This window comes from Aeromonas sp. FDAARGOS 1416, assembly GCF_019048085.1.
Classification (GTDB): Bacteria; Pseudomonadota; Gammaproteobacteria; order Enterobacterales; family Aeromonadaceae; genus Aeromonas; species Aeromonas veronii.
This window is the reverse complement of the sequence record NZ_CP077301.1, coordinates 2993571-3015615: the sequence shown is the minus strand read 5'-3', so window position 1 is coordinate 3015615 and position 22045 is coordinate 2993571. Positions and strand designations below refer to the sequence as shown.

General features: G+C 56.9%; 21 protein-coding genes. 6 read left to right on the top strand and 15 right to left on the bottom strand.

Translation table 11 applies throughout. The features are described 5' to 3' along the window. Nucleotides 1-114 precede the first annotated feature (114 nt). The 5 genes from cysG to cysC all read left to right on the top strand — a co-directional run bounded on the left by cysG (nt 115) and on the right by cysC (nt 6454). Nucleotides 115-1551 (top strand): siroheme synthase CysG, encoded by a 1437-nt coding sequence (gene cysG, locus I6L46_RS13425; RefSeq protein WP_216975936.1) that lies wholly within the window; start codon nt 115-117, stop codon nt 1549-1551. A 72-nt stretch (nt 1552-1623) separates the two neighbouring features. Beyond that, a complete protein-coding gene (gene cysD / locus I6L46_RS13420) occupies nt 1624-2556 on the top strand; it encodes a sulfate adenylyltransferase subunit CysD (protein ID WP_323137704.1) in 933 nt (310 codons plus the stop codon). A gap of 12 nt (nt 2557-2568) precedes the next feature. Beyond that, nucleotides 2569-3996, top strand: coding sequence for a sulfate adenylyltransferase subunit CysN (gene cysN / locus I6L46_RS13415; RefSeq protein ID WP_201911761.1), 1428 nt, complete (start codon nt 2569-2571; stop codon nt 3994-3996). 4 nt (nt 3997-4000) lie between these two features. Next, on the top strand, nt 4001-5725 hold the full coding sequence (locus I6L46_RS13410; protein WP_005362933.1) for an SLC13 family permease: 1725 nt from the start codon (nt 4001-4003) through the stop codon (nt 5723-5725). Between the two features lie 138 nt (nt 5726-5863). After that, complete coding sequence (gene cysC / locus I6L46_RS13405; RefSeq protein WP_216975934.1) at nt 5864-6454, top strand: adenylyl-sulfate kinase; 591 nt, start codon at nt 5864-5866, stop codon at nt 6452-6454. Nucleotides 6455-6720: 266 nt separating this feature from the next. On the opposite strand, the gene I6L46_RS13400 is transcribed toward cysC, so the two are convergent. The 12 genes from I6L46_RS13400 to I6L46_RS13345 all read right to left on the bottom strand — a co-directional run bounded on the left by I6L46_RS13400 (nt 6721) and on the right by I6L46_RS13345 (nt 18092). Next, nucleotides 6721-7116: a hypothetical protein gene (locus I6L46_RS13400; protein WP_163155853.1), complete on the bottom strand. Its 396-nt coding sequence runs from the start codon at nt 7114-7116 to the stop codon at nt 6721-6723. A 397-nt stretch (nt 7117-7513) separates the two neighbouring features. Continuing rightward, nucleotides 7514-8086 (bottom strand): YkgJ family cysteine cluster protein, encoded by a 573-nt coding sequence (locus I6L46_RS13395; protein ID WP_216975932.1) that lies wholly within the window; start codon nt 8084-8086, stop codon nt 7514-7516. 135 nt (nt 8087-8221) lie between these two features. Next, the gene (locus tag I6L46_RS13390; RefSeq protein ID WP_216975931.1) at nt 8222-9574 is read right to left on the bottom strand and encodes an AAA family ATPase; all 1353 of its coding nucleotides are present in this window, start codon (nt 9572-9574) and stop codon (nt 8222-8224) included. Nucleotides 9575-10146: 572 nt separating this feature from the next. Continuing rightward, nucleotides 10147-11784: a PAS domain-containing methyl-accepting chemotaxis protein gene (locus tag I6L46_RS13385; protein WP_216975929.1), complete on the bottom strand. Its 1638-nt coding sequence runs from the start codon at nt 11782-11784 to the stop codon at nt 10147-10149. Between the two features lie 276 nt (nt 11785-12060). Beyond that, nucleotides 12061-12921, bottom strand: coding sequence for a TIGR03899 family protein (locus I6L46_RS13380; protein WP_216975927.1), 861 nt, complete (start codon nt 12919-12921; stop codon nt 12061-12063). Between the two features lie 104 nt (nt 12922-13025). After that, nucleotides 13026-13499, bottom strand: a complete 474-nt coding sequence (locus I6L46_RS13375; RefSeq protein ID WP_026034852.1) for a DUF3299 domain-containing protein — start codon at nt 13497-13499, stop codon at nt 13026-13028. A 32-nt stretch (nt 13500-13531) separates the two neighbouring features. Continuing rightward, a complete protein-coding gene (locus tag I6L46_RS13370; RefSeq protein WP_005354695.1) occupies nt 13532-14779 on the bottom strand; it encodes an ABC transporter permease in 1248 nt (415 codons plus the stop codon). Continuing rightward, nucleotides 14773-15462 (bottom strand): ABC transporter ATP-binding protein, encoded by a 690-nt coding sequence (locus tag I6L46_RS13365; RefSeq protein ID WP_216975925.1) that lies wholly within the window; start codon nt 15460-15462, stop codon nt 14773-14775. Before I6L46_RS13365 ends, I6L46_RS13370 begins: the two co-directional genes overlap by 7 nt. 4 nt (nt 15463-15466) lie before the next feature. Then, nucleotides 15467-16063, bottom strand: coding sequence for a DUF2796 domain-containing protein (locus tag I6L46_RS13360; protein ID WP_216975923.1), 597 nt, complete (start codon nt 16061-16063; stop codon nt 15467-15469). A gap of 31 nt (nt 16064-16094) precedes the next feature. Then, nucleotides 16095-16394 (bottom strand): DUF2607 family protein, encoded by a 300-nt coding sequence (locus I6L46_RS13355; protein ID WP_110303537.1) that lies wholly within the window; start codon nt 16392-16394, stop codon nt 16095-16097. A 44-nt stretch (nt 16395-16438) separates the two neighbouring features. Next, on the bottom strand, nt 16439-16981 hold the full coding sequence (locus I6L46_RS13350; RefSeq protein ID WP_064335472.1) for a YtfJ family protein: 543 nt from the start codon (nt 16979-16981) through the stop codon (nt 16439-16441). 220 nt (nt 16982-17201) lie between these two features. After that, complete coding sequence (locus I6L46_RS13345; protein ID WP_005335678.1) at nt 17202-18092, bottom strand: hypothetical protein; 891 nt, start codon at nt 18090-18092, stop codon at nt 17202-17204. Nucleotides 18093-18231: 139 nt separating this feature from the next. Between I6L46_RS13345 and I6L46_RS13340 the strand changes: the two genes are divergently transcribed. Further along, a complete protein-coding gene (locus I6L46_RS13340; RefSeq protein WP_216975921.1) occupies nt 18232-18579 on the top strand; it encodes a hypothetical protein in 348 nt (115 codons plus the stop codon). Between the two features lie 28 nt (nt 18580-18607). On the opposite strand, the gene ppa is transcribed toward I6L46_RS13340, so the two are convergent. The 3 genes from ppa to I6L46_RS13325 form a co-directional block, all read right to left on the bottom strand. After that, nucleotides 18608-19138 (bottom strand): inorganic diphosphatase, encoded by a 531-nt coding sequence (gene ppa / locus I6L46_RS13335; RefSeq protein WP_005335667.1) that lies wholly within the window; start codon nt 19136-19138, stop codon nt 18608-18610. A gap of 216 nt (nt 19139-19354) precedes the next feature. Then, nucleotides 19355-20935, bottom strand: coding sequence for a DUF3369 domain-containing protein (locus I6L46_RS13330; RefSeq protein WP_216975919.1), 1581 nt, complete (start codon nt 20933-20935; stop codon nt 19355-19357). Between the two features lie 109 nt (nt 20936-21044). Further along, nucleotides 21045-21926 carry a LysR family transcriptional regulator gene (locus tag I6L46_RS13325; protein WP_216975917.1) on the bottom strand — a complete coding sequence of 294 codons (882 nt, stop codon included), beginning with the start codon at nt 21924-21926 and terminating at the stop codon, nt 21045-21047. Nucleotides 21927-22045: the final 119 nt, after the last annotated feature.

Here is a 22045-nt window from a genome sequence, read left to right as displayed (position 1 = left end):
ATCGGCTTTGCTAATTACCAAAACGCATTAAAAAGCATTTTTTATTATTTTGAGGGATAAGCTGCCCTGCCTATAGTCGCCCCATATTAGTCGTGTTCCGAGGGATGGGCCGAAATGGATTATTTACCTATGTTTGCCAAGTTGGAAGGCCGCCCGGTACTGCTGGTGGGCGGGGGCGAGGTTGCCCTGCGCAAGGCGCGCCTGCTGCTGGCGGCCGGTGCCCGGCTGACCCTGGTCTCCCCGGAGCTTGAACCGGAATTTGCGGAATTCACCGGTCGTTTCACCCATCTTGCCGAGCGCTTCACTCCGGCCCATCTGGCTGGTCAGATTTTGGTGGTGGCGGCGACCGACAACCTCGAAGTCAATGCGCTGGTTTATCAGAGTGCCAACCAGCTGGGTCTGTTCGTCAACGTGGTGGATGACCCCAAGCGCTCCAGCTTTATCTTCCCCTCGATCATCGATCGCTCGCCGCTGATGGTGGCGGTCTCCAGCGGCGGCAAGGCGCCGGTGCTGGTGCGCCTGCTGCGCGAGCGGCTGGAGAGCCTGCTGCCGCGCCATCTTGGCGGGCTGACCGATCTCTCCGGTCGGGTCCGTGACAAGGCCAAGCGGGTGCTCTCCTCGATTTCCGATCGTCGCCGCTTCTGGGAGCGCGCCTTTGCTTCCAACACCCTCGCCAGCCTGATTGAGAAAGAGGATTGGCAAGGTGCCGAGCAGTGGCTGAGCGATGGCCTCGATCAGGCGAAAAGCGAAGTAGGAGAAGTGGTGCTGGTCGGCGCGGGCCCCGGCGATCCGGGCCTCTTGACCCTCAAGGCGCTGCAACAGATTCAACAGGCTGAAGTGGTGCTTTACGACCAGCTGGTCTCCGCCGAGATCCTCGATCTGGTGCGCCGCGACGCCACTCTGGTGTCGGTCGGCAAGAAGGCGGGCGCCCACAGCGTGCCGCAGGAGGAGACCAATCGCCTGCTGGTGGAATACGCCAAGGCGGGCAATCGGGTAGTGCGGCTGAAAGGGGGCGATCCCTTTATGTTTGGCCGGGGTGGCGAGGAGCTGGAAGTGCTGGCCGATGAAGGAATCCCCTTCTCGGTAGTGCCCGGCATCACGGCCGCTGCCGGTGCCACCGCCTATGCCGGTATTCCACTCACCCACCGTGATTACGCCCAGAGCGCCGTCTTTATTACCGGCCACTGCCAAAAAGAGGGCAAGGAGCCCGACTGGCAGCAGCTCGCCGCCACCAGTCAGACCCTGGTCATCTATATGGGGCTGATGCGTTCCGAGCATATCCAGCAGCAGCTGGTGGATCACGGCAGAAGCCAAGCCACCCCCATCGCCATCATCGAGCGCGGCACCACATCCCGCCAGCGGGTGCTGACCGGCACCTTGGCGGATCTGGCGGAGCTGGCCAAACAGGCGGTGAGCCCGTCGCTTATCGTCATCGGCGAAGTGGTCGCCCTGCGCGATCGGCTGGCCTGGTTTGGAGAGCAGGGCGGCGAGCAGCTGCGCGCTAACCCGGGTCTCGATGGCTGCGACCTCAAGCTGGTGCAGCTGGCCTGACCGAGAAAGAGATATTTGATGCGGCTGCCAGCGCGGCCGCGCACTGAACCACCCAGCGCCCCGAGCAGGCGCATAAGCAATGACCCGAGGACCAACATGGACCGTGAAAGATTGACGCACTTGCAGCAGCTGGAAGCCGAGAGCATCCATATCATCCGCGAGGTGGCTGCCGAATTTGAAAACCCGGTGATGATGTACTCCATCGGCAAGGACTCCTCCGTCATGCTGCACCTGGCCCGCAAGGCCTTCTATCCGGGCAAGATCCCGTTCCCCTTGCTCCACGTCGACACCGACTGGAAGTTCAAGGAGATGATCAAATTCCGCGACGAGACCGCTAAGAAGTACGGGCTGGATCTGATCGTCCACAAGAATCCGGAAGGGCTCGCCATGGGCATCAACCCCTTCGTCCACGGTAGCGGCAAGCACACCGACATCATGAAGACCGAGGGGCTCAAGCAGGCGCTCAACAAATACGGCTTCGATGCCGCATTCGGTGGCGCGCGCCGCGATGAAGAGAAGTCCCGCGCCAAGGAGCGGGTCTACTCCTTCCGTGACAAGTCCCACCGCTGGGATCCGAAGAACCAGCGTCCGGAGCTGTGGCGCGTCTACAACAGCCAGGTCAACAAGGGGGAGAGCATCCGGGTGTTCCCGCTCTCCAACTGGACCGAGCTGGATATCTGGCAATACATCTATCTGGAAAAGATCGACATAGTGCCGCTCTACTTCGCCGCTTACCGTCCGGTGGTGGAGCGTAACGGCATCAAGATCATGGTGGATGACGATCGTATGCCCATCGGCCCGGAAGACGAAGTGAAGCAGGAGCTGGTGCGTTTCCGTACCCTCGGCTGCTACCCGTTGACCGGTGCCATCGAATCCGATGCCACCACCTTGCCGGAAATTATTGAAGAGATGCTGCTCACCACCTCGAGCGAGCGGCAAGGGCGGCTGATTGACCACGATCAGGCCGGCTCCATGGAGCAGAAGAAGCGTCAGGGATATTTCTAAGGAGTCGTCAGCATGAACAGCCATATTCAGACCGCCATCACCGAACAGGGCATCGAAGCCTATCTGCACGCCCAGCAGCACAAGAGCCTGCTGCGTTTTCTCACCTGCGGCAGCGTGGATGACGGCAAGAGCACCCTTATCGGTCGCCTGCTGCACGACTCCCAGCAGATTTATGAAGATCAGCTCAAAGCGCTGGAGTCCGACAGCCAGAAGCTCGGCACCACCGGCGAGAAGCTGGACCTGGCACTGCTGGTTGACGGCCTGCAAGCGGAGCGCGAGCAGGGCATCACCATTGACGTGGCCTACCGCTATTTCTCCACCGCCAAGCGCAAATTTATCATCTCGGATACCCCGGGCCACGAGCAGTACACCCGCAACATGGCCACCGGCGCCTCCACCTGCGATCTGGCCATCATCCTGATCGACGCCCGCAAAGGCGTGCTGGATCAGACCCGTCGTCACAGCTTTATTGCGAGCCTGCTCGGCATCAAGCAGTTCGTGGTGGCGGTCAACAAGATGGATCTGGTGGAGTTCAGTCAGGAGGTGTTCGAGCGCATCAGTGCCGACTACCGCGAGTTCGCCAAGAAGCTCAGCGTCGACACCATCCATATCGTGCCGGTCTCGGCGCTGGACGGCGACAACGTGGTCAACCCGAGCGACAAGCTGGCTTGGTACGAAGGCGAAACCCTGCTCTCCCTGCTGGAGTCTGCCGAGGTTGAGCGCGAGCTGGAGCGTCATCCGGTGCGCCTGCCGGTGCAGTATGTGAACCGCCCCAACCTCGATTTTCGCGGCTTCGCGGGCACGCTCGCCTCCGGCATCCTGCGGGTGGGCGACAAGCTGGCGGTGCTGCCGTCGGGCAAGGAGAGCACAGTCACCCGCATCGTCACCTTCGACGGAGATCTGGAGTACGCCCTGCCGGGTCAGGCCATCACGGTCACCTTCGCCGACGAGATCGACATCAGCCGCGGCGACCTGCTGGTGGATGCGGCCAAGCAGCCGCAAGTGACCCAGAATGTGCTGGCCCATATCGTCTGGATGGGGGAGGAGTCCCTGCAACCGGGTCGGGTCTACGACGTCAAACTGGCCACCAAGAAGAGTCGCGGTCAGGTGGAGGCCATTCGCCACCGCATCGAGATCAACAAGCTGGACGAACTGCCTGCGAGCGAGCTCAAGCTCAACGAGATCGGCCTGTGCGAGCTGAGCCTCACCGACCCGGTGGCGTTTGACCCGTATCAGGAGATCCGTGATACCGGCAGCTTTATCCTGATCGACCGGCTGACCAACGTCACCGTCGGCGCCGGCATGATAGTGGAAGGCTTGGCGGCCAAGGCAGTAAAAGGGCACTACAGCGAGTTCGAAATCGAGCTCAACGCGCTGGTGCGCAAGCACTTCCCGCACTGGCAAGCCCTTGCCATCGGTAACGACACAAGCAAGGAGTAAGCCCATGACCTGGCAACAATTCCTGGTGCTGGGTCTGCTGGCTGCTCTCGTGGCCCTGCTGATCCAGGGCAAACTCCGCCCGGCGCTGCTCTTCTCGGGCGCCGTGCTCATCACCTACCTGAGCGGGCTGGCGGATATCAACGCCGTGGTGGCGGGCTACACCAACAGTGCCCTGCTGACGCTGGTGCTGTTGCTGCTGGTGTCGCTGGCGGTGGAGAAGACCCGCATCATGAGCTGGTTCGCCAATCTGGTGGGCACGGGTTCATTCAACAAGGTGCTGGTGAAGGTGTGGTTCTCCACCGCCTTCCTGTCTGCCTTCGTCAACAACACCGCCGTGGTGGCCTCCATGCTGGGCGCGGTCAAACGCAACCCCAACCATGCGCCATCGCGGCTGCTGCTGCCCATGTGCTTCGCGGCCACCTTCGGCGGGGTGCTGACCCTGATCGGCACCTCCACCAACCTGATCGTCAACAGCTTCCTCATCAAGATGGGGGCGCCGCCGCTCGGCATGTTCGACTTCTTTATGGTGGGGGCGGGCACCTTACTGACCGGTCTGGTGGCCGTGCTGCTGTTTGCTCGTCACCTGCCGGAGCAGGATACCGAGATGAGCCGCGAATCCGGCTATTTTCTCGAAGCCAAGGTGGGCGCCGGTTCGCCGCTGGCGGGGCGCAGCGTCAAGGAGAACGGCCTGCGCAGCCTGAAAAGCCTCTATCTGGCGGAAATTATTCGCGGCGATCAGGTGATCTGCCCGGTGCAGCCTGAACACGAACTGCACGAAGGGGACGTGCTGCTGTTTTGCGGCGATGTGGAGAGCGTCGGCGTATTGCAGGAGATGAAGGGGCTGGATCTCTACGGCCAGCACCGCCTCAACGGCCAGCATCTGGTGGAGGTGATCGTTAGCCACAGCTCGCGGCTGGTGGGTCAGACCATCAAGGATGCGGAATTTCGTACCCACTTCGATGCGGTGGTATTGGCGGTGCGCCGCGGCGAAACCCAGCTCACCGGTGGCCTCGGCCAGATTGAGCTGCACGCAGGGGACACTCTGCTACTGGCCCCCGGCCCCCAGTTTGCCCGCAACAAGTCGCTGGGGCGGGAGTTTGTGGTGGTGAGCGGGCTGGAAGCTTCCACCCGTCTCGATGGCAAGCGCAGCGCCGCCGTGGTGCTGGGATTTCTCGGGGTGCTGGCGCTCTCGGTATTCGATCTGGTGCCGCTGTTCAAGGGCTTGCTGCTGATGCTGGTGGCGCTGCTGCTGACCCGCATTCTGACCCTGGACGAGATCCGCCGCCGCTTCCCGCTCGATATCTGGCTGGTGGTGGGCGGGGCTCTTGCCATCGCCGATCAGCTGGAAAAGAGCGGACTGGCCAAGCTTATCGCCGACTGGCTGATGGGGGAGTTCAACGGTGCCAGCCCCATCATCGCCTTTATCGGTATTTATGTGTTTACGTTGGTGCTGACCGAGTTGATGAGCAACAACGCCGCCGCCGCACTGGCCTTCCCCATGGGTTACCAGCTGGCGCTCAGCATGGATGTCTCGACCATGCCGTTTATTCTGGCGGTGCTGTTCGGGGCCAGCTCCAGCTTTATCCTGCCCTACGGCTACCAGACCAACCTGATGGTCTATGCCGCGGGCAACTACAAGATGCCGGACTACCTCAAGCTGGCCTTGCCGGTCTCGCTGGCCTATAGCCTCGGGGTGATTGTGATGGTGCCCCTGCTGTTTCCGTTTTAAGGCGTAAGTGCCAATCAAGGAGTGTTGAATGAGTAATGCCATGGCATCAGCACGTTGTCGGCGGATAGTCCGAGGCGGCTCCCCGTGGTGCCGGACAGTTTAAGTTTTGAGGCGTAAGCGCCAAGCAAGGAGTGTGGGATGAGTAATATCGTGTGGCACAAGCATGCCGTCGACAAACAGAGCCGGGCCGAATTGAAAGGGCAAAAACCGCTGGTGATCTGGTTTACCGGGCTGTCGGGGGCGGGCAAATCGACCCTGGCGGGGGCGCTGGAGCAGGCGCTGGCGGCACAAGGCAAGCACACCTATCTGCTGGATGGGGACAATGTGCGCCACGGCCTCTGCGGCGATCTCGGTTTCGATGATGCTGCGCGGCAGGAGAATATCCGTCGGGTCGGCGAAGTGGCGAAACTGATGGTGGATGCGGGGCTTATCGTGCTCACCGCCTTTATCTCGCCATTTCGTGCCGAGCGGGCGCTGGTGCGCAATCTCGTGGGTGAAGGGGAGTTCGTCGAGGTGTTTGTCGATGCGCCGCTCGCCATCTGTGAAGAGCGCGATCCCAAGGGGCTCTATAAAAAGGCGCGGGCAGGGGAAATCACGAATTTTACCGGTATCGACTCCGCCTATGAGGCGCCCGAGCAGCCGGAAATTCATCTGCTGAATGCCGGTAAATCGGTGGAGGTGCTGGTGGGGGAGCTGCTGACTGCCCTGCGGCAGGGGAACTGCCTGTAGCTGGATCGGAAGAACCTATAACAAGCGCCCGGCGGCCGGTCAGTTGGCCACCACAGGCGCTGATGGGCTGGCGTCAGCCACTATAAGCAAATGTTGGGTCATTATCGGAAAACCCATAAATCCAGCTTATAGTGGCACCGACGAGCCTTGAGCCACTCCAAGGCAGCCGATAGCAACCCCGCAAAAGGATCTTCCGATCCTTGCTTATATCGCGGCGGGGTTATTCGTGATTGTCCGAATACGCTTCGCTATTCGAACCTGCAGGCTTAATATGGGTATGGGATATTATCTAACCAATCCCATAAATTTCTTTGACCAAAGTGCCCTGGATTTGTTGGGTTGTAATCAGCAGCTTGAGGGCCTGGAAGCGGAGGATTACCAAATCCAGAATTTGGGTTGTAGCCACTAGAAGAGTTAGCGTCAATAGTAAATCTTACTAAAATTACTTCTGGATGATTTCTGAGATAAGCGCGAAACATCATTAATGCCGGGACGATATGGTTTAGCCAGTCTTCAACGGGCTGATCATCAGTTCCTAGCTTGGGATAACGGTATGCAGTGCCACCTAAGTTTTCCCAACCAAAACGCTCAAACATCGCCTTTAAGCGACCATGGTCATTCTGATTATAATCAGTAAGATCAAACGTAATTACAACTGCCATATATTTCCTTGTTTATTTACACTTGAATAATATAAGAAATGAAAATTTGGACGGTCACCGTTTTGGTTCTGTTGGCCACAACGCGACGCTGAGATGCTCAAAACGGCGGATGTCAGATGGGATGTTTCCGATCCTTGCTTATGTCGCAGCGAGGTTATTCGCGAATTCGCGATTGTCCGAATACGCTGCGCTATCCTAACTTACGGGCTGATTGATAAACCGCTTTCCAAACCAAAATCTCGAGCTCTCCTTCTTTCTGACTCAAAGTACTCAATGATGAAGCTATCACCTAAGATAGTTGCACCAATGCTTGCTCTAATTGGTGAGCATCACAAGCGTTTCCCATACTATGGGCGATATTTCGAACTCACGCGAATATTTTATTGGGGTGCTATAGTTAAAATATTTCTCTTATATCAAAAAATCTGTTTTTCCTCGATTCATAAATTAAATATTCAAAACTCTTTTGGGGTTCAGTGAAATTTAACAGTGGCATTATTTCTTGGTTGCAGCGCTCAAGTTCGCACCAATAGGATGTTTTTGTTAACACAACATGCCTTCTACAAACAAATGGTCGCACATTGTATATGCTGCAACCATTATTTTTTAGAAATGGGCAAGGTTTTTCCTGAGTTTTGTCATATACAGAGAACGCTTTTCTCTTTATTTTTAAAGACTTTTCTATGTACTCTACTTCTAGTTCTGAAACTGACACTGGAATATGGCAGCAATGAGAGCAACCTTTTTTGCAAGGTGTGAATTTATCTACATAAACATAAATCTCATTCATTTCAGAGAATAGTGTAGATAGCTTATTTAGGTAATTAGTCTTGCTTTTTAATATTCTAAAATATAAGCCTTCTTCTATTTTAGATAGATAGGAAGGGAACAGTCGAATCATCTTATCACGATTCGAATTTGAGAATTCAACTGCCATCTTGGGATTTTTCTCATCGAACTCACGATCCATAAATAAAATGCCCTCATTTGCTATAAACAAAGAACAAGTGACCTAACGTCGTTGCAAGAGGTTGAAATTTATTGGCTACACGAAGAATTATAAGCTAAGCGTCTTGCGTCCTATTTGATGGCCTATTATTGTGCTTTATCGACAGAGCTCTATTAATAGTTCAATTGAAGTTCTCATTTCTTGTTCAGTAAAGACATTTCCAGAGTCAGGATGATGAATTGCATTTCTGATATAAGTTGGAAGCGTATCATATGTAGTATGTCCAAACCCTGAGATTTTACTGTGCTTTGACGGGTCGTATAGTGTGCTTGCTTTGATAAAGTCGTCACAAGACTTTACACTATTTTTTGATTCTTTATCTTGGAGCCAGCCGTAAAGCTCAATATGGTAGTCGTTAGATATAATATCAAATGCCAGATAGTTTGTTTCTGCACTTGTAACCGATGGTAGAACTGATGGAGAGTCTACCTTTCTCACCTTGATAACCCCACCATCGTCTTCTAGGGCAATAATTAAGTTTTTATTATTATCAGACAGTGCAGATTTAAGAACATGATCTGAATGCGTAGCGAAGAACATTTGAGTTATAAGATTATTGTTTTTAGTAAATAATTCTTTGTAGTATGCAAGTATTCTTTGCTGCCATTTAGGATGCATGCTTAGTTCAGGTTCATCAACTAAAATTGCAGAGCCATTCAATAAATTACTGTTGCGCAATAAATATATACCACGGAATACTATTTGCTTTTCACCAGTACTTAAATTGTCAACTGGTATAGATGCGCCATTTTTAGTAAAAGTGATTGTCTTTTCATCATTAATATTGGTTACTTTTTCGTACGCCAGCTTGTCAAAGAAATTATCAAAAGCATTTTTGAATCTGAACAAGTTTGAGTCTGGATAAAACTCATCCCATGATTTAGGTGATGAGCCTAGTGTTTTATTAATTTCTGCATATTCATTATTGTCTTGATTAACTACATCAATAATAAGCTGCTTTAAAGAAGTAAAATCATCACTACCATCAATATCGTATTTTTCTGTATCTAAAGATTTTGTCGTGGTGGTGGTTATTTTTTGTGTTTTGTAATCAGCTCTTGCCTTGGAATAAACGCAGCCATAATATCTTAAATCATCTCTATTAGAGTCCATTTTTTCTCTGTTATTATACCTATCCTCTCGAATATATATTTTTTGTTGGTTTTCATCAATTAGATCGAAAAAATTTTTATGGGTATTTCCATCAGACGTTGGAACGGCTTTGAACGATTTGCCTTCATCAGTTACATAGCATACATAGTCAAAATATTCGAAAGAACTCGCATTTAAGAAGTTACTTATGATTTCTAGTATTGTTGATTTTCCTGTTCCATTTTCTCCAGCAAAAATAACTGTTTCATAGGGGGTGCTCGTTGAGCTATTGTTAAAGTCTAATAATAAATTGCCTAATACTGGATGATTATTCCATTTTACTTGTGTAATTTTCATAAATTGTGGTCGTTACCTTGTACATTAACAGTGATTAGATGGAAGGTGGTACCGACACGTTAGTGCCACCTTCCATATAACTCCGTTCCACCCTGATAATCGCCATGAACAAGCCGATTTTAAATCAGTCTTCCGCCAGCCATGCTTGGTGGGAGTCCATTTGTTTGACGTCGCCTTTTAGGAGCCCCGTTCACGCTTTATAAAAAGCAGTCATGGAACCAATCATGGACAACAATGACATGGCTACCGCCCTGAATTTCAGCCTCCAGCTTGCTGCTTTTACCTGAGATTTGGCACTGGCTTGGCTCATGGCTGACTCCTGCGAGAGGTTGCCAAGCGGCTATGTTACCGAACGGGGCTGGGGTGAAAAGCGCAAGCGGGCAGTTTTCTGAGCAAGATCAATAAATTAATAAATAACGGGCGGCGATATGGTCGCGCAACAACGGCGGCCATCAGCGCAGGGGAAAATCGGATGGTGAAACGGGTGTGTCGCCAGCTTGTTGGCGGGTATGAAAAAACCAAATGGGCCTGCGGGCCCATTTGGTTTTCTGCGGTGATTGTTGGTGTCGTGGTTATCTGGCTTGGCGTACCGGCACGGCGCGGGTGGCGGCCACTTCGTAGCGGCTTTGGCTTGCCGGAGCCCCCTTCTGGAACTGGCGTACCAGCCGGTCGAGATCGCTCAACTGGTTTACCAGCTGGGTGATGCCGTGCACGGCGTGTTGGCTGCCAACGCTGGAGTCATCGGCCAGGGTCTTGATGCTGAGCACGTTGCGGTTGATCTCGGCGGTAACGTGGGACTGCTCCTGCACCGCCTGGGCAATCTGGCTGCTGCCGGAAGCCACCTGCTGCAACATGTTGTTGATCTGCTGGAGTATGGTGCCGGTCGCGGTGGCCTTCTGCTGGCAACTGTCGGCAAGCTGGCAGCCCTTCTCCATCGCCTGCTCAGCCTCGCCAGAGCTGTTTTGCAGCTCGGTGATCATCTTCTGGATCTCGCTGGTCGAGGATTGGGTCTTGATGGCGAGGGTGCGGATCTCGTCGGCCACTACCGAGAAGCCGCGACCCGCTTCGCCAGCCCGGGCCGCTTCGATGGCGGCGTTGAGGGCCAGCAGGTTGGTCTGGTTGGCGATGTTGTTGATCACATCGAGGATGCCGTCGATATCGCGGCAGTGGCCGACCAGCGCACTGATCACGCTCTTGGAGGTGATCAGTTCGCTGTTCATGCCCGCCACGGCAGCCACGGTTTCGGCCACGCTACTGTTGCCGCTCTTGAACAGCACGGCTGTTTCATCCAGCAGGCTGGAGGAGTCAGTCGAACTTTGTGACACCTCGCGAATGGATTCCGACATCTCGGTCACGGCGGTCGCTACCTGATTGGTTTCGGCCTGCTGCTGTTGCAGGTTGTCGGTGATGGATTCGGCGTTGCGCAGATCCCCCTCGGCGGCCTGCAGGATCTTGCTGCAGGTCTGTTGGGTGCGGGCTAGCACGGCGTTGAACTCGGCCTGATTCATCACCATCGAGAGTTCGATGGCGGCGATATTGTCCACCTTGTTGGTGTAGAGCAGCTGCATCAGCGGGTTGTCAAAGCGGCTGCGAGCCATCTTGTTGAGCTTGCCGAGGCGACGGGAGAGGGCATTCAGGGTGATGGCCGCTATCGCCAGCGGCAGGGCGGCCAGCGCCAGTTGCCAGTTCATATCGTGGCTGTAGCCCAAGGCAAACATGGCGAGCAGGCTCAGCAGCAGACAGAGGTTGATGGTCAGGGTATGGGAGAAGGTGGGCAACTTGAGCGCCAGCGGCAGCTTGTTGTTGCGAAGGTCGGCATAGACCTTCTCGGCCCGCTGTTTGATCTCCTCGCTCGGGGCGGTGCGCACCGACTGATACTCCACCACCCGGCCGCTGGCATCCTTGATGGGGGTGACAAAGGCGCTGACCCAGTAGTGATCACCGTTCTTGCAGCGATTTTTCACCGGTCCCATCCAGCTCTTGCCATCCCTGATGTGACCCCACAGATCGGCAAAGGCCTGTTTCGGCATGTCAGGATGACGCACCAGATTGTGGTGCTCCCCCTTCAGCTCGTCGAGCGAGAAGCCTGCAATATCGCAGAACTCATCGTTGGCGTAGGTGATGCGGCTCTCCAGATCCGTGGTGGAGATCAGGCTCTGGTGGTCTGGATAGAGACGTTCTCTTTGGGTAACCGGTTGATTGATTCTCATGGCCTTGCTCCCGAGCTGTGGTGGTTAAATTTTGATCTGCATCAAGACATGTGCAAGGGGCGGGCCAGCTGGCAAAAACTAATGATTGATGTGTTATTAGCGAGGTTTGGAGAGGAAAAGCGCGTGGTTGTTTGCAATATGCAACGGATCTGACGGGGTGTGCCTCTGCGGCATCTGCAATTTGCAACCTATTCTGGACAAGCCCATAAGCTTGGAGCCAGCAGCTTGATGCGAAGGAGCCATGAACCGACGGGGCATCAGCTGCCCCGCCAGAGATCAGGGGAGAGGGTCGGGAGCGGGTGAGGAGGGGGCGCTGACGAGCTGCATCACTTCAATCTGGATACTCTGTACCAGCACGGTTTTCAGATCCTGCAGGTACTCCTCCAGTGGCGACTCTTGCAGCAGCTGGGCGAGCTCGTTGCCCACCGGGGTGAGCCGGTAGTAGAGCAGGGTGATGTTGTTCTGCTTGCACTGCAGCCGCCAGCACTGGTTGCCAAACTCCAGCTCGACCCCATCGGCGGGCAGCGGGCCGGACTCCAGCTCGGCGCGATGCAGCAGCCCGAGCTCGAACAGTTGCAGCAGGGCGTTGTAGGGCAGTCGGTATTTGCCAAGACCAAGGCGGGTTGCCTTGGCACGACTCAGCAGGGTGGCCCCCTTGTGCAGCCCCAGCAGCAGTCGCTGCTCGTCGCTGCCGGTGTAGTGGCAAGTCAGTGAGCAGATGCGCTGGAACAGCTGGGCCTCGCGCTGGGTCATCTCTTTGAGGGTGGCGAGCGCCCGAATGGAGAAGCGGCCCGGCGTGGCGACTTCCAGCGCGAAGATCCGCCCCCACAGCTGCTGCATCGGCACCATGCTGATATCTTCCGCCAGTTGCAGGAAGCGGGTCAGCCAGTCGCTGTCCATCTCGCCGCCGGCAGCGGTCTCTTCGCAGTGGCGGGAGGCCATCACCATGATGGCTTCCAGATTGCGCTGGCGAGCGGCCTGATCCGCCAGATGGCGAAAGGTGGCGCGCTGTTCGAAGGTGCTGTCGGTGTTGCGGGTGAGCATGCCGTCGATGCCGCGGCTGCGGGCCAGGCGCAGGGTCTGCTCCTGGCTGCTCAGGATCGAACTCTCTTTTTTCGGGGGGGGGAGGTCTGCCATGCTGACTCCATTCGCACAGGTTCTGGAGCTGAATGTTACTCCAACCGGGATGCCAAGATAACAAAGCGGCCTCCGTGGAGGCCGCTTTTTTTGCAACGGGAGGATTACTCCTCGTAGACGCTCACCTCGACCGCTTCCATCGAGTAGGAGGCGGTGGCCATCTCGTGGCTGGAGCTGACCGTGCGCATCTTGCCCTTCACCCAGATGGCATCCCACAGATCATCCACCGGCGCCCCCTTGGGGTAGCTCACATAGATCACCTGATTGGTGGGGGGCGGCGGCACGTGGATGCAGGCGCCGAAGTAGGGTACCAGCAGGAAGGCGGTAATCTTCTTGGCATCCCCTTCTAGCGGCACCACGAAGCCCGGAATGCGCACATCCTGGTTGTCCAGCTTCTTGTTCACCCCGCCCACCGGTTGCGGCACCGACATGGGATCTTCGTGATTGACCTGGGGCGGTGGCAGCAGTTTCTCCCCTTCCGGGATGAGCACATCCCAGTCGATGGTTTTGTAATCGGCGGCCAGGGCGGGCAGCACCAGCAGGCTGGCGAGCAGCGCCACAATTTTCCACTTCATCATCTGTCCTTCTGTTTCGATTTTTGGGCGTCTCGCTAGACGCGAATGCTCATGCCATCGCTCAGGCTGTAGCGGTAAGCGCGGGCGGCAGGGAGCAGGCCAATCACCATGCCTGCCAGCCAGACTACCCCCAGCAGTTGCCACTCGTAGGTGCTCGGCAGCCCCAGGCTCAGTTGCAGGCCATAGTGGCTGAGCAGCCAGGGCGAGGCAAGCCCCTGCCCCAGATAGAGCACGGCGACCCCGAGAGCGATGCCGACCGTGGTCAGCGCCATGGCCTCCAGCGCCAGCAGCAGGAACAGGTGGGCAGGGCCCGCGCCGAGGGATCGCAAGATGGCGAGCTCCCGGCGCCGCTCGTTAAGCCCCGCCAGCAGGGTAGTCAGCATGCCGATCAGGCCCGCGACTACCACAAAACCGGCGATGACCGACAGCGCGGTTTCCGCCACGCTCATCAGGCTCCACAGCTCCTGCAGGGCGGCCCCCGGCAGGATCGCCATCAGCGGCTCTTTGGGATAGGTGTTGACGCTGCGTTGTAGCTGGAACGCCAGGATCCGGTTGCTCAAGCCCACCATAAAGGCGGTGATGGTTTTCGGGGTGAGATCCTGCGCCAGCGCCTGCTCCGGTGTCACGTTCTTGCTGTGGCGGCCGGTATCCCAGCCCAGATGGATCGCCTCGATCCCCGCCAGCGGCACATGGATGGTGCGATCGATGGGCGTGCCGGTCGGCGCCAGAATACCCACCACCTTGAACGGCAGGTTGTCGTGCTGGCTGAACGAGGTGTTGCCGGCACCGTGGGCGATGACGATGGATTGGTCGAGGTGATAGCCGAGCTTCTCGGCCACCTGGGCGCCGAGTACTGCTTCAAACGGCGTCTCGAACGGCCGTCCTTCGCGCAGTTGCAGCGACTGTTGCTGACCATACTTCAGGTGAGTGAAGTAGTCGCCATTGGTGCCGAGCACCCGAAATCCCTTGTGGGAGTCACCAAGGGAAAGCGGGATGGTCCAGGCGACGCCGGGTTTCTGCTTGATGGCCTGATAGGAGTCCCACCCCACGTTGTTGGTGGGGTTGCCGATGCGAAACACCGAGTAGAGCAGCAGGTTCACCTGACCGGAGCGGGCGCCAACGATGAGATCGGTCCCCGAGACGGTGTTGGAGAAGCTTTCACGGGCCTGGGTGCGCACCCGCTCCACCCCGAGTAGCAGGGTGACGCTGATGGCGACGGCCAGCAGGGTGAGCCCGGCGGTAAGGCGGCGGGCCCAGAGACTTTGCAGGGCGAGCTTTAGCATGATGCCCTCCGGTTGAGCTGTTGCAGGTTTTCGACCCGCGGGAACAGGGGTTCGAGATAAGGGTCGTGGCTGACGAAGATCAGGGTCGAGCCCTGCTTGTCGCACTCCTCGAACAACAGCTTGATAAAGGCGGCCCGGTTGTCGGTGTCGAGTGCCGAGGTGGGCTCGTCCGCGATCACCAGTGGCGGCGAGCCGATCAGCGCCCGTGCGGCGGCAACCCGCTGCTGCTGGCCGATGCTGAGGGCATGGACGGGGCGATGCAGTGCGTCATCCGGCAGTTGCAGCTCCGCCAGCAGACGGCGCGCCTCCTGCTCCGGACTCCCTTGCAGGCGAGACCGTTTGGCGGGCGAAAAGGTGAGGGCAGCGGTCACGTTGTCCTGCACCGAGAGAAAAGGCAGCAGATTGAACTGCTGGAAGATATAACCCAGATTGGCCGCCCGGAAGTGGTCACGGGCACGGCCAGAGAGCCGGGCCAATGGTTGGCCCAGCACCTCCAGGGTGCCGTGGTTGGCGGTCTGGATCCCGGCCAGCAACCCGAGCAGGGTCGACTTGCCGGAGCCCGACGGGCCCTTGATAAAGACCCGCTCACCCTCGCGGATGGTGAGGGCGGGCAGATCGAGTACAGCGTCGCCACCTGGCCAGGCAAAGGCCAGATCGCGGATCTCAACCACGGCTTTTTTCATGGCGTTACCAGCTCAGCTTGTTGGCGGACGGGGTCAGCTCGCCAGCGGTCTGGCCGGTGGGCAGGATCCCCTGCACGCTCAGCTTCTCAAGGCTCGGATAGACGCTGAACAGGGTCGCCTCAAGGCCGGTCAGTTTGGCCGGCGTGGCGCAGGTGTAGGTGTACATGGCGCCCATATCGGCGTGGCCCGCTTCGTCATGATCATGGTGGTCTTCATGTTTGTTGCTGGTAGCCTTGTCATGGTCATGGTCATGGTCATGGTCATGGTCATGGTCATGCTCTTCTTTGGCGGCTTGCAGCTCCTGCTGGGTCAGTTTGCAGCCAGCGGCCGGGTCGAAGCGGAAAAGGGCGTCAGGCTGCTGGAGGCGGGCGACCGCCTTGGCATACTGCGCCCTCTCTTCATCGCTCTTGGCGGCGTGCTCGAAGCCTACCAGATCGGCTGCAGGCGCCTGCAGCTCGATCATCAGCTGGTCGCCATCGACCACCAGATTGAGGTGGCCATGGCCATGCTCGTGGGCGCCGTGGCTGTGGCTCTCGTGTTCGTCGTGATTTGCGTGTGCGCCAAAGGCCGCTGCGGCCAGCAACAGAGTAACTGCTTTCATCTTTAATCCTTTTTCAAAACAAATAGCGAAATTAAACAAAGGGATAGATAAAAACAGAGGCGGGCGGCGCACGGATGGCATAGCTGTGAAGCGTGGCTGTATCCGCCGAGCGTTGCATGGTTGCAACGACGGGCAGAACAGAGGTCGAACCGGGGAAACAATAGGGGGTGGCGGTGATGACCTGCTTGCCATCCAGATGGAGGGCGCAAACCAGGCAGTGATGGTCGTCGTGGCCGGGCAGGGCGGATTCAAACTGGTGCCGGGCAAGGGCAGGCTGCAGCCATAACCAGCCCAGCAGCAAGATCCAGATTTTCAGTTTTATACGACCCATAGACCCTTATGGAAAGGGCGCCATCAGCGCCCTTTCTCTCTGACTTAGAGATGGGACTTGATGAGCCCCATCACGGTAGCAATGTTGTTGGCATCGAGCTGGCCATCTTTGGCAAACAGCACCTTGCCCTCTTTATCCAGCAGAATGATCGCCGAGCTTTCCGGCGTCAGATCCCAGGCGTTGCGCGCCATCCCCTTGGCATCCAGCACCATGGCGGACCAGGGGAACTCTTTCTTGCTGTCCTCGGCACTGCTCTTCACGAAGCCGGAGGTGCCCCAGATGGCGTCATTGCTGTTGATGACGGTAACGGTCTGGTACTTGTCTTGCGGCAGCTTGGCGGCCTTGATCGCCTCGATCATCGGGGCATTCAGCTCCTTGGCACTGGAGCGGCCGGCAATATGCTGGATCAGAAACACCTTGCCGGTGAGCGAGGTGCTCTGCCACGGCTGGTAGCCGATATCCTTGCCGTTCAGTACCAGCTCGCCCTTGTCACTGATATTGACCAGCGGCACCGGGTTGCCATCCTTGAAGTTGTGAGCAAAGACCAGAGATGGCAGCAGCGCCAAAGTAAGTACGAGATGTTTCATCCTGATGACACTCCATTTGTTATGTTATAACGAGTTTCGGATTGAGGGAATGGGCGAGCTTCATCCTAAACTGATCGGATCTGTTTAAAAAGTGTTAAATAAGATCGCAATTCAGAAGCGTCGGCGCCCCGCCAGTCAGGTGGTTGGCTGGCAAGGGCGGCTAGGATGGCATGACATCGATAAAAATCAATGAATTGGCAGCTGGTCTGAGCTGTCTGCGTCAGTAGAGCGACTCGCTGATGAGGGGGATCTTGGCCATGGTCATCTGCTGGGCCAGCAGGGACGAGCCGGTCAGCAGCACATGGCGCTGATTGTTGATCACCACCACATCACCGGGTACGCCACTGTCTGCCGTAATGGCCAGCCAGGCAGGGGAGACGCTGCCGATGCTGATATCCGGATAAATGATGCTGAGCACATATTGCGGGGCCAGCTCCGCTAGCAGGCTGGCCATCAGCAGCGCCTTCTCGTCGCTATCGGCCTTGTTATCCTGCAAAGCCTGCAGCGGCGGCGCGAAGTGATCCAGCTGCTCCGGTTGGGTGGGGATGGCGTTCAGCCACTCCTGCAGCAGGCTGACGCTGGTGGCGAGATCCTTGGCCGCAAATTGCTGCGCCAGTGGCTTGAGATGCCCTTTGAAGTGGTAGAAGAGCTGGGAGTAATCGGGGCGTACGCAAGGCAGTTTGCGATTGGCAGGATGGACGCAGGGTATCACCCTCATCTGGTAGAAGGCATCCTCCTGATACTGTTGGTAGGCTTGCCAGAACAGCAGCGACTCCATGCTGTCGTCCCGCAGGGTGAAGGCCTGCTCCAGATTGCGAAACTTGGTAGCTGTCTCGGGGCTGCTCTGATTGATCAGGTTGATGCTGTTGTAGAGCCGTGGGCTGATATAGGCGTAAAGGGTCTCCAGCGGATTGGTGAGAGAGGCCTTCAGCAGGCTCATCTCGTGGCGACTGGCGGCCATCACCTGATCGTCGGTGGTCAGCTGGAAGTGCTTGCGCTGGCCATCGGTGGATTGCCACTGCCAGCTCATGTTGATTTCGCTGGCGTTGCTTGTAGCACCAAGAGTGGTGCAGAGAGTGAGGCTGAGCAACAGCGCGGGGGTCAGCTTCATGGTGGTGCTTCCTGCCGTGGACGATAATTAACAACTAGGTGAGCCGGCACCACTTTGGTGATGTTTCGTTTTGTGATCTGGATAACAGATTGATGTGACTTTTAATTTAATTGTGAAATTAAGTCACTCTGGAGGAGTTATGAAGCCTTGGATCATAGTGCTGTTTGGGCTGCTCAGCCTGCCAGCCATGGCGGGTCAGGTGATCGTCAACAAGGGGATGTCCGTTGCGGATACCTTTGCCCTGCGTGATCAGCTGGCACGCGAGCACGAATGGCAGGAGTGGCTGCGCTACCAGCAGGCCATCAAGTGGCTGGAGGTGTTGCCGGTCAACTGCGAGCTGATGAGCCAGCCGGGCGGCGGCTATCGCTGTGGCGGTGATTACTATCGTCCCTACCAGAAAGATGGCCGTGAAATATACATTCAGGGCAATCCTGCCGAAGATGCGGCGGGTCAGTTACCGCAAACACCGACAAAAAAGGCGCCATAAGGCGCCTTTTTTACAAGCGAAGTGACGCTTACTTGGCAGCGTAACGCTCGGCAGAGGTTTTGATCTCGGCTTCGGCAGCAGCCTTGTCGCCCCAGCCTTCCACCTTGACCCATTTGCCCGCTTCCAGCTCTTTGTAGCGCTCGAAGAAGTGCTGGATCTGGGCTTTCAGCAGTTCCGGCAGATCGTTCACATCCTGGATGTGGTCGTACTGTTTGGTCAGCTTGGAGTGCGGTACGGCAACGATCTTGGCATCTTCGCCAGATTCGTCGGTCATCTTCAGCACGCCAACCGGACGGCAGCGAATGACGGAACCGGCCAGCAGCGGGTAGGGGGTCGGAACCAGTACGTCGACGGGGTCACCATCCAGAGAGAGAGTCGCGTTCACGTAGCCGTAGTTGCACGGATAGAACATCGGGGTAGACATGAAGCGATCGACGAAAATAGCACCGCTGTCCTTGTCGACTTCGTATTTGATCGGGTCGGCATTCTGCGGGATTTCGATGATGACATAGATATCGTCGGGCAGGCTCTTGCCAGCCGGTACCAGGTTCAGGCTCATGATAATTCCTTCGTTGTTAGTATCAGGTTTGCAGGCCGATATTATAGCGATGTGATGTTAAATGACCATATTTCAGCGGCTATCGTTAACAAAGAAGGGGGATGTTTCCGGTTTGCGGCGCGTTGATGTGTGCAGGATGCAACAAAACAGCTGTTTTGATGCCTTGCCGGTGACCTTGGTCACCGGCAAGGGATGCTGAGTGGCAAGTGCAGAGAGTCAGAGCGAGTAGGGGAGTCTCGACTCGTTGACCAGTCGCGACAGGGCTGTCACTACATGAGGGTCAAACTGGGTACCGGAGCGGGACTGGATATACTCCATGGTCTGCGTCAGCGTCCAGGGCTCCTTGTAGGGGCGCTTGCTGAGCAGGGCATCGAACACATCGACTACCGCCACAATCCGCGCCGACAGCGGGATCTGCTGGCCAGCCAGCTGCTGCGGGTAGCCCTTGCCATCGAAGTGCTCATGGTGGCCCCGGGCGATCTCTGCCCCCAGCGAGAGGTAGCTGGTTCCCTCCACCATTTCGCCCGCCTTGTGCAGGATATTGGCGCCGATACCTGCGTGCTGCTCCATGATGGCCCGCTCATCCGGGTCGAAACGCCCCGGCTTGTGCAGGATATGATCCGGGGTGCCCACCTTGCCCACATCGTGCAGGATGGAGGCCATGCCGATCATCTCGACAAACTCCGGGGTTAGCTGCTCGGGATAGGCTGCCATCTGCTTCAATTCGGCCACGATGGCATCCGAGAGCTTCTGCACCCGCAAGACATGCTCGCCGGTATCGGAGTCGCGAAACTCCGCCAGCGCCGCCAGCGCCACCACGGTGGCCTCCTGGGCGCGCAGCAACTGGTTGTAGAGATAGAGGTTGTCGTAGGCCGCCGAGATGCGCTGGCAGAAGACATCCAGCAGGTCGCACTCGAGGGGATCGAGGGGTTGGGTCGGGGTAAAACTCAGCACGAACTCGCGACCATTCTGGGCGGCGATATAGAGGGAGTCCTGCGGGTGTTCAAAGCGGTTGCTGCGCGCCGCCAGTGCCTTCAGAACCGAGTCATTGAGGGTGGGGAAGTCGGTGATCTTGCCATCATCCAGCAGAGTCTCGTAGTCGCCGGTGGCGGCGAGGATCTCCAGCCCCTGTTCGCCGGGACGGCGCTCGGCACAGATAGCCCCTTCGGTGCCCACATCAAGAATGGCGCTGATCTGTTTCAGCACGCCGGAGGCAAACTCCTTGAGTGAATGAAGATGGTAGAGATCGCCCGCCCCTTCGAGAATTTTGCCGAGCCCCTGACGGCTTTTGTCGATGGCACTGAGGGTTTCGTATGAACGCAGGGATGCGATGACGGTGGTGTAGAGCTTTTGTACCGTCAGCTCGGTCTTGGTCTTGTAGTCATTGATGTCGTAATCGAGGATCACCCGCTGCTCGGGGGCTTGGCCGGGCTGACCGGTACGCAGCACGATCCGCACCAGCGAGTTGTGCATTTCGTTGCGGATCCGGTGCACCAGCCGCAGACCTGCGTCTTCGGTCTCCATCACCACATCGAGCAGGATCAGCGCAATCCTGGGATTGGCCTCCAGCATGCGGCCAGCTTCGGCGCCGCTGTAGGCATTGAGCAGCTCCAGCGGACGGGATTTGTAGTGAATGTTGGAGAGGGCCAGGCGGGTGGCATGATGGATATCCGGCTCATCATCCACGATCAGCACTTGCCATGGGTTGAGTGCCTTGGGGACCACGACCTCCTCATCATCGAGTTCGATAATGTCGTCGTCCAGCAAGATATCGTCCTTGTCTTGGGCACTGCTCATATCGGTTACGCCTCCGGCGCTCAATGAGTATGTGAACAGTATGCACGATCACATCCTCTCGGATCATCAGGATAAGTAGATATCGTGAGCTGGCTCCGCCTCTTTATCTCTACTCGAAAGGTTCCAGATACCCCTGGATCGACTTCTTCAACCAGGCCAACACCTTGCCGTGAAAGGCGTTTTCCGCCAGATAGACACCATAATCACGCCACTGCAGGCTGAACTTGTGTTTCAGGGTCAGCAGGGTGCCTTGTCGCAGCTGACTCTGGATCAGCGGCGAGGGGAGCACCGCCCAGCCCAGTCCGTCCAGCACCGCATTGCGCATTAACTCGAAGCTGGAGAGACCGATATGCTGGCCTCCCACAGGTAGCAGGCTTTTTACAGAAAATTCATCTACATACGAGAGGGTAACCTGGGTGTGATCGGTCAGATCCTGCTGTTTGACCCGCTTCAGTCCGGCCAGCGGATGGCTGGGTGCCACCACCATCAGGGTGCGGATCGGGTTGAGCACGTCGATATTGAGGCCGCTGCGCTCCTGATCTTCGGTAATAAGGCCAAAAGCGGCATCGACGAATCCCTCTTCCACCAGCGCCGGCAGTTCGGGTGGGGAGGCGAGCACCAGCGAGATACTGGTACCGGGAAACTGATTGTGCAGGCTGGCCAGCATCTCGCGCCACACCGGCTCGGGAATGGCGTCATCGCGGGCAACCCGCAGCGCCACTTCGGCCCCCGAGGCGTAATGTTTGCACTTCTGCTGCAAGCTGTTGGCTGCCTGCAGCAGGCGAGTGCAATCATCAAGCACCAGCTCGCCGATCTCGGTCAGGTGACTCTGATTGGCGCCTCGTTCAAAAAGTTCGACGCCAAGCTCAACTTCCAGCGCCGCGATGGCGGTACTGACTGCGCTTCGGCTCTTGCCAAGGCGGCGGGCAGTGCTGGCGATGGAGCCACTATTGGCGGACTCGACAAAGAGTTCTATCTGATAAAGCTTCATGTTTTACAGGCTGTGGCGGAGTTTTTCGCCATCACCTTAGCGTGCCGAACCAAGGCAAGGCAAACCTGTGGCGTCGGAATAATCGACGCTGAGCGATTGTCGCGAGTTGCTTCTCCCCG

Coding starts and splice junctions, on each gene's coding strand:
- cysG (WP_216975936.1), top strand. CDS start 115: ATGGATTATTTACCTATGTTTGCCAAGTTGGAAGGCCGCCCGGTACTG.
- cysN (WP_201911761.1), top strand. CDS start 2,569: ATGAACAGCCATATTCAGACCGCCATCACCGAACAGGGCATCGAAGCC.
- I6L46_RS13410 (WP_005362933.1), top strand. CDS start 4,001: ATGACCTGGCAACAATTCCTGGTGCTGGGTCTGCTGGCTGCTCTCGTG.
- cysC (WP_216975934.1), top strand. CDS start 5,864: ATGAGTAATATCGTGTGGCACAAGCATGCCGTCGACAAACAGAGCCGG.
- I6L46_RS13400 (WP_163155853.1), bottom strand. CDS start 7,116: ATGGCAGTTGTAATTACGTTTGATCTTACTGATTATAATCAGAATGAC.
- I6L46_RS13395 (WP_216975932.1), bottom strand. CDS start 8,086: ATGGATCGTGAGTTCGATGAGAAAAATCCCAAGATGGCAGTTGAATTC.
- I6L46_RS13390 (WP_216975931.1), bottom strand. CDS start 9,574: ATGAAAATTACACAAGTAAAATGGAATAATCATCCAGTATTAGGCAAT.
- I6L46_RS13385 (WP_216975929.1), bottom strand. CDS start 11,784: ATGAGAATCAATCAACCGGTTACCCAAAGAGAACGTCTCTATCCAGAC.
- I6L46_RS13380 (WP_216975927.1), bottom strand. CDS start 12,921: ATGGCAGACCTCCCCCCCCCGAAAAAAGAGAGTTCGATCCTGAGCAGC.
- I6L46_RS13375 (WP_026034852.1), bottom strand. CDS start 13,499: ATGATGAAGTGGAAAATTGTGGCGCTGCTCGCCAGCCTGCTGGTGCTG.
- I6L46_RS13370 (WP_005354695.1), bottom strand. CDS start 14,779: ATGCTAAAGCTCGCCCTGCAAAGTCTCTGGGCCCGCCGCCTTACCGCC.
- I6L46_RS13365 (WP_216975925.1), bottom strand. CDS start 15,462: ATGAAAAAAGCCGTGGTTGAGATCCGCGATCTGGCCTTTGCCTGGCCA.
- I6L46_RS13360 (WP_216975923.1), bottom strand. CDS start 16,063: ATGAAAGCAGTTACTCTGTTGCTGGCCGCAGCGGCCTTTGGCGCACAC.
- I6L46_RS13355 (WP_110303537.1), bottom strand. CDS start 16,394: ATGGGTCGTATAAAACTGAAAATCTGGATCTTGCTGCTGGGCTGGTTA.
- I6L46_RS13350 (WP_064335472.1), bottom strand. CDS start 16,981: ATGAAACATCTCGTACTTACTTTGGCGCTGCTGCCATCTCTGGTCTTT.
- I6L46_RS13345 (WP_005335678.1), bottom strand. CDS start 18,092: ATGAAGCTGACCCCCGCGCTGTTGCTCAGCCTCACTCTCTGCACCACT.
- I6L46_RS13340 (WP_216975921.1), top strand. CDS start 18,232: ATGAAGCCTTGGATCATAGTGCTGTTTGGGCTGCTCAGCCTGCCAGCC.
- ppa (WP_005335667.1), bottom strand. CDS start 19,138: ATGAGCCTGAACCTGGTACCGGCTGGCAAGAGCCTGCCCGACGATATC.
- I6L46_RS13330 (WP_216975919.1), bottom strand. CDS start 20,935: ATGAGCAGTGCCCAAGACAAGGACGATATCTTGCTGGACGACGACATT.
- I6L46_RS13325 (WP_216975917.1), bottom strand. CDS start 21,926: ATGAAGCTTTATCAGATAGAACTCTTTGTCGAGTCCGCCAATAGTGGC.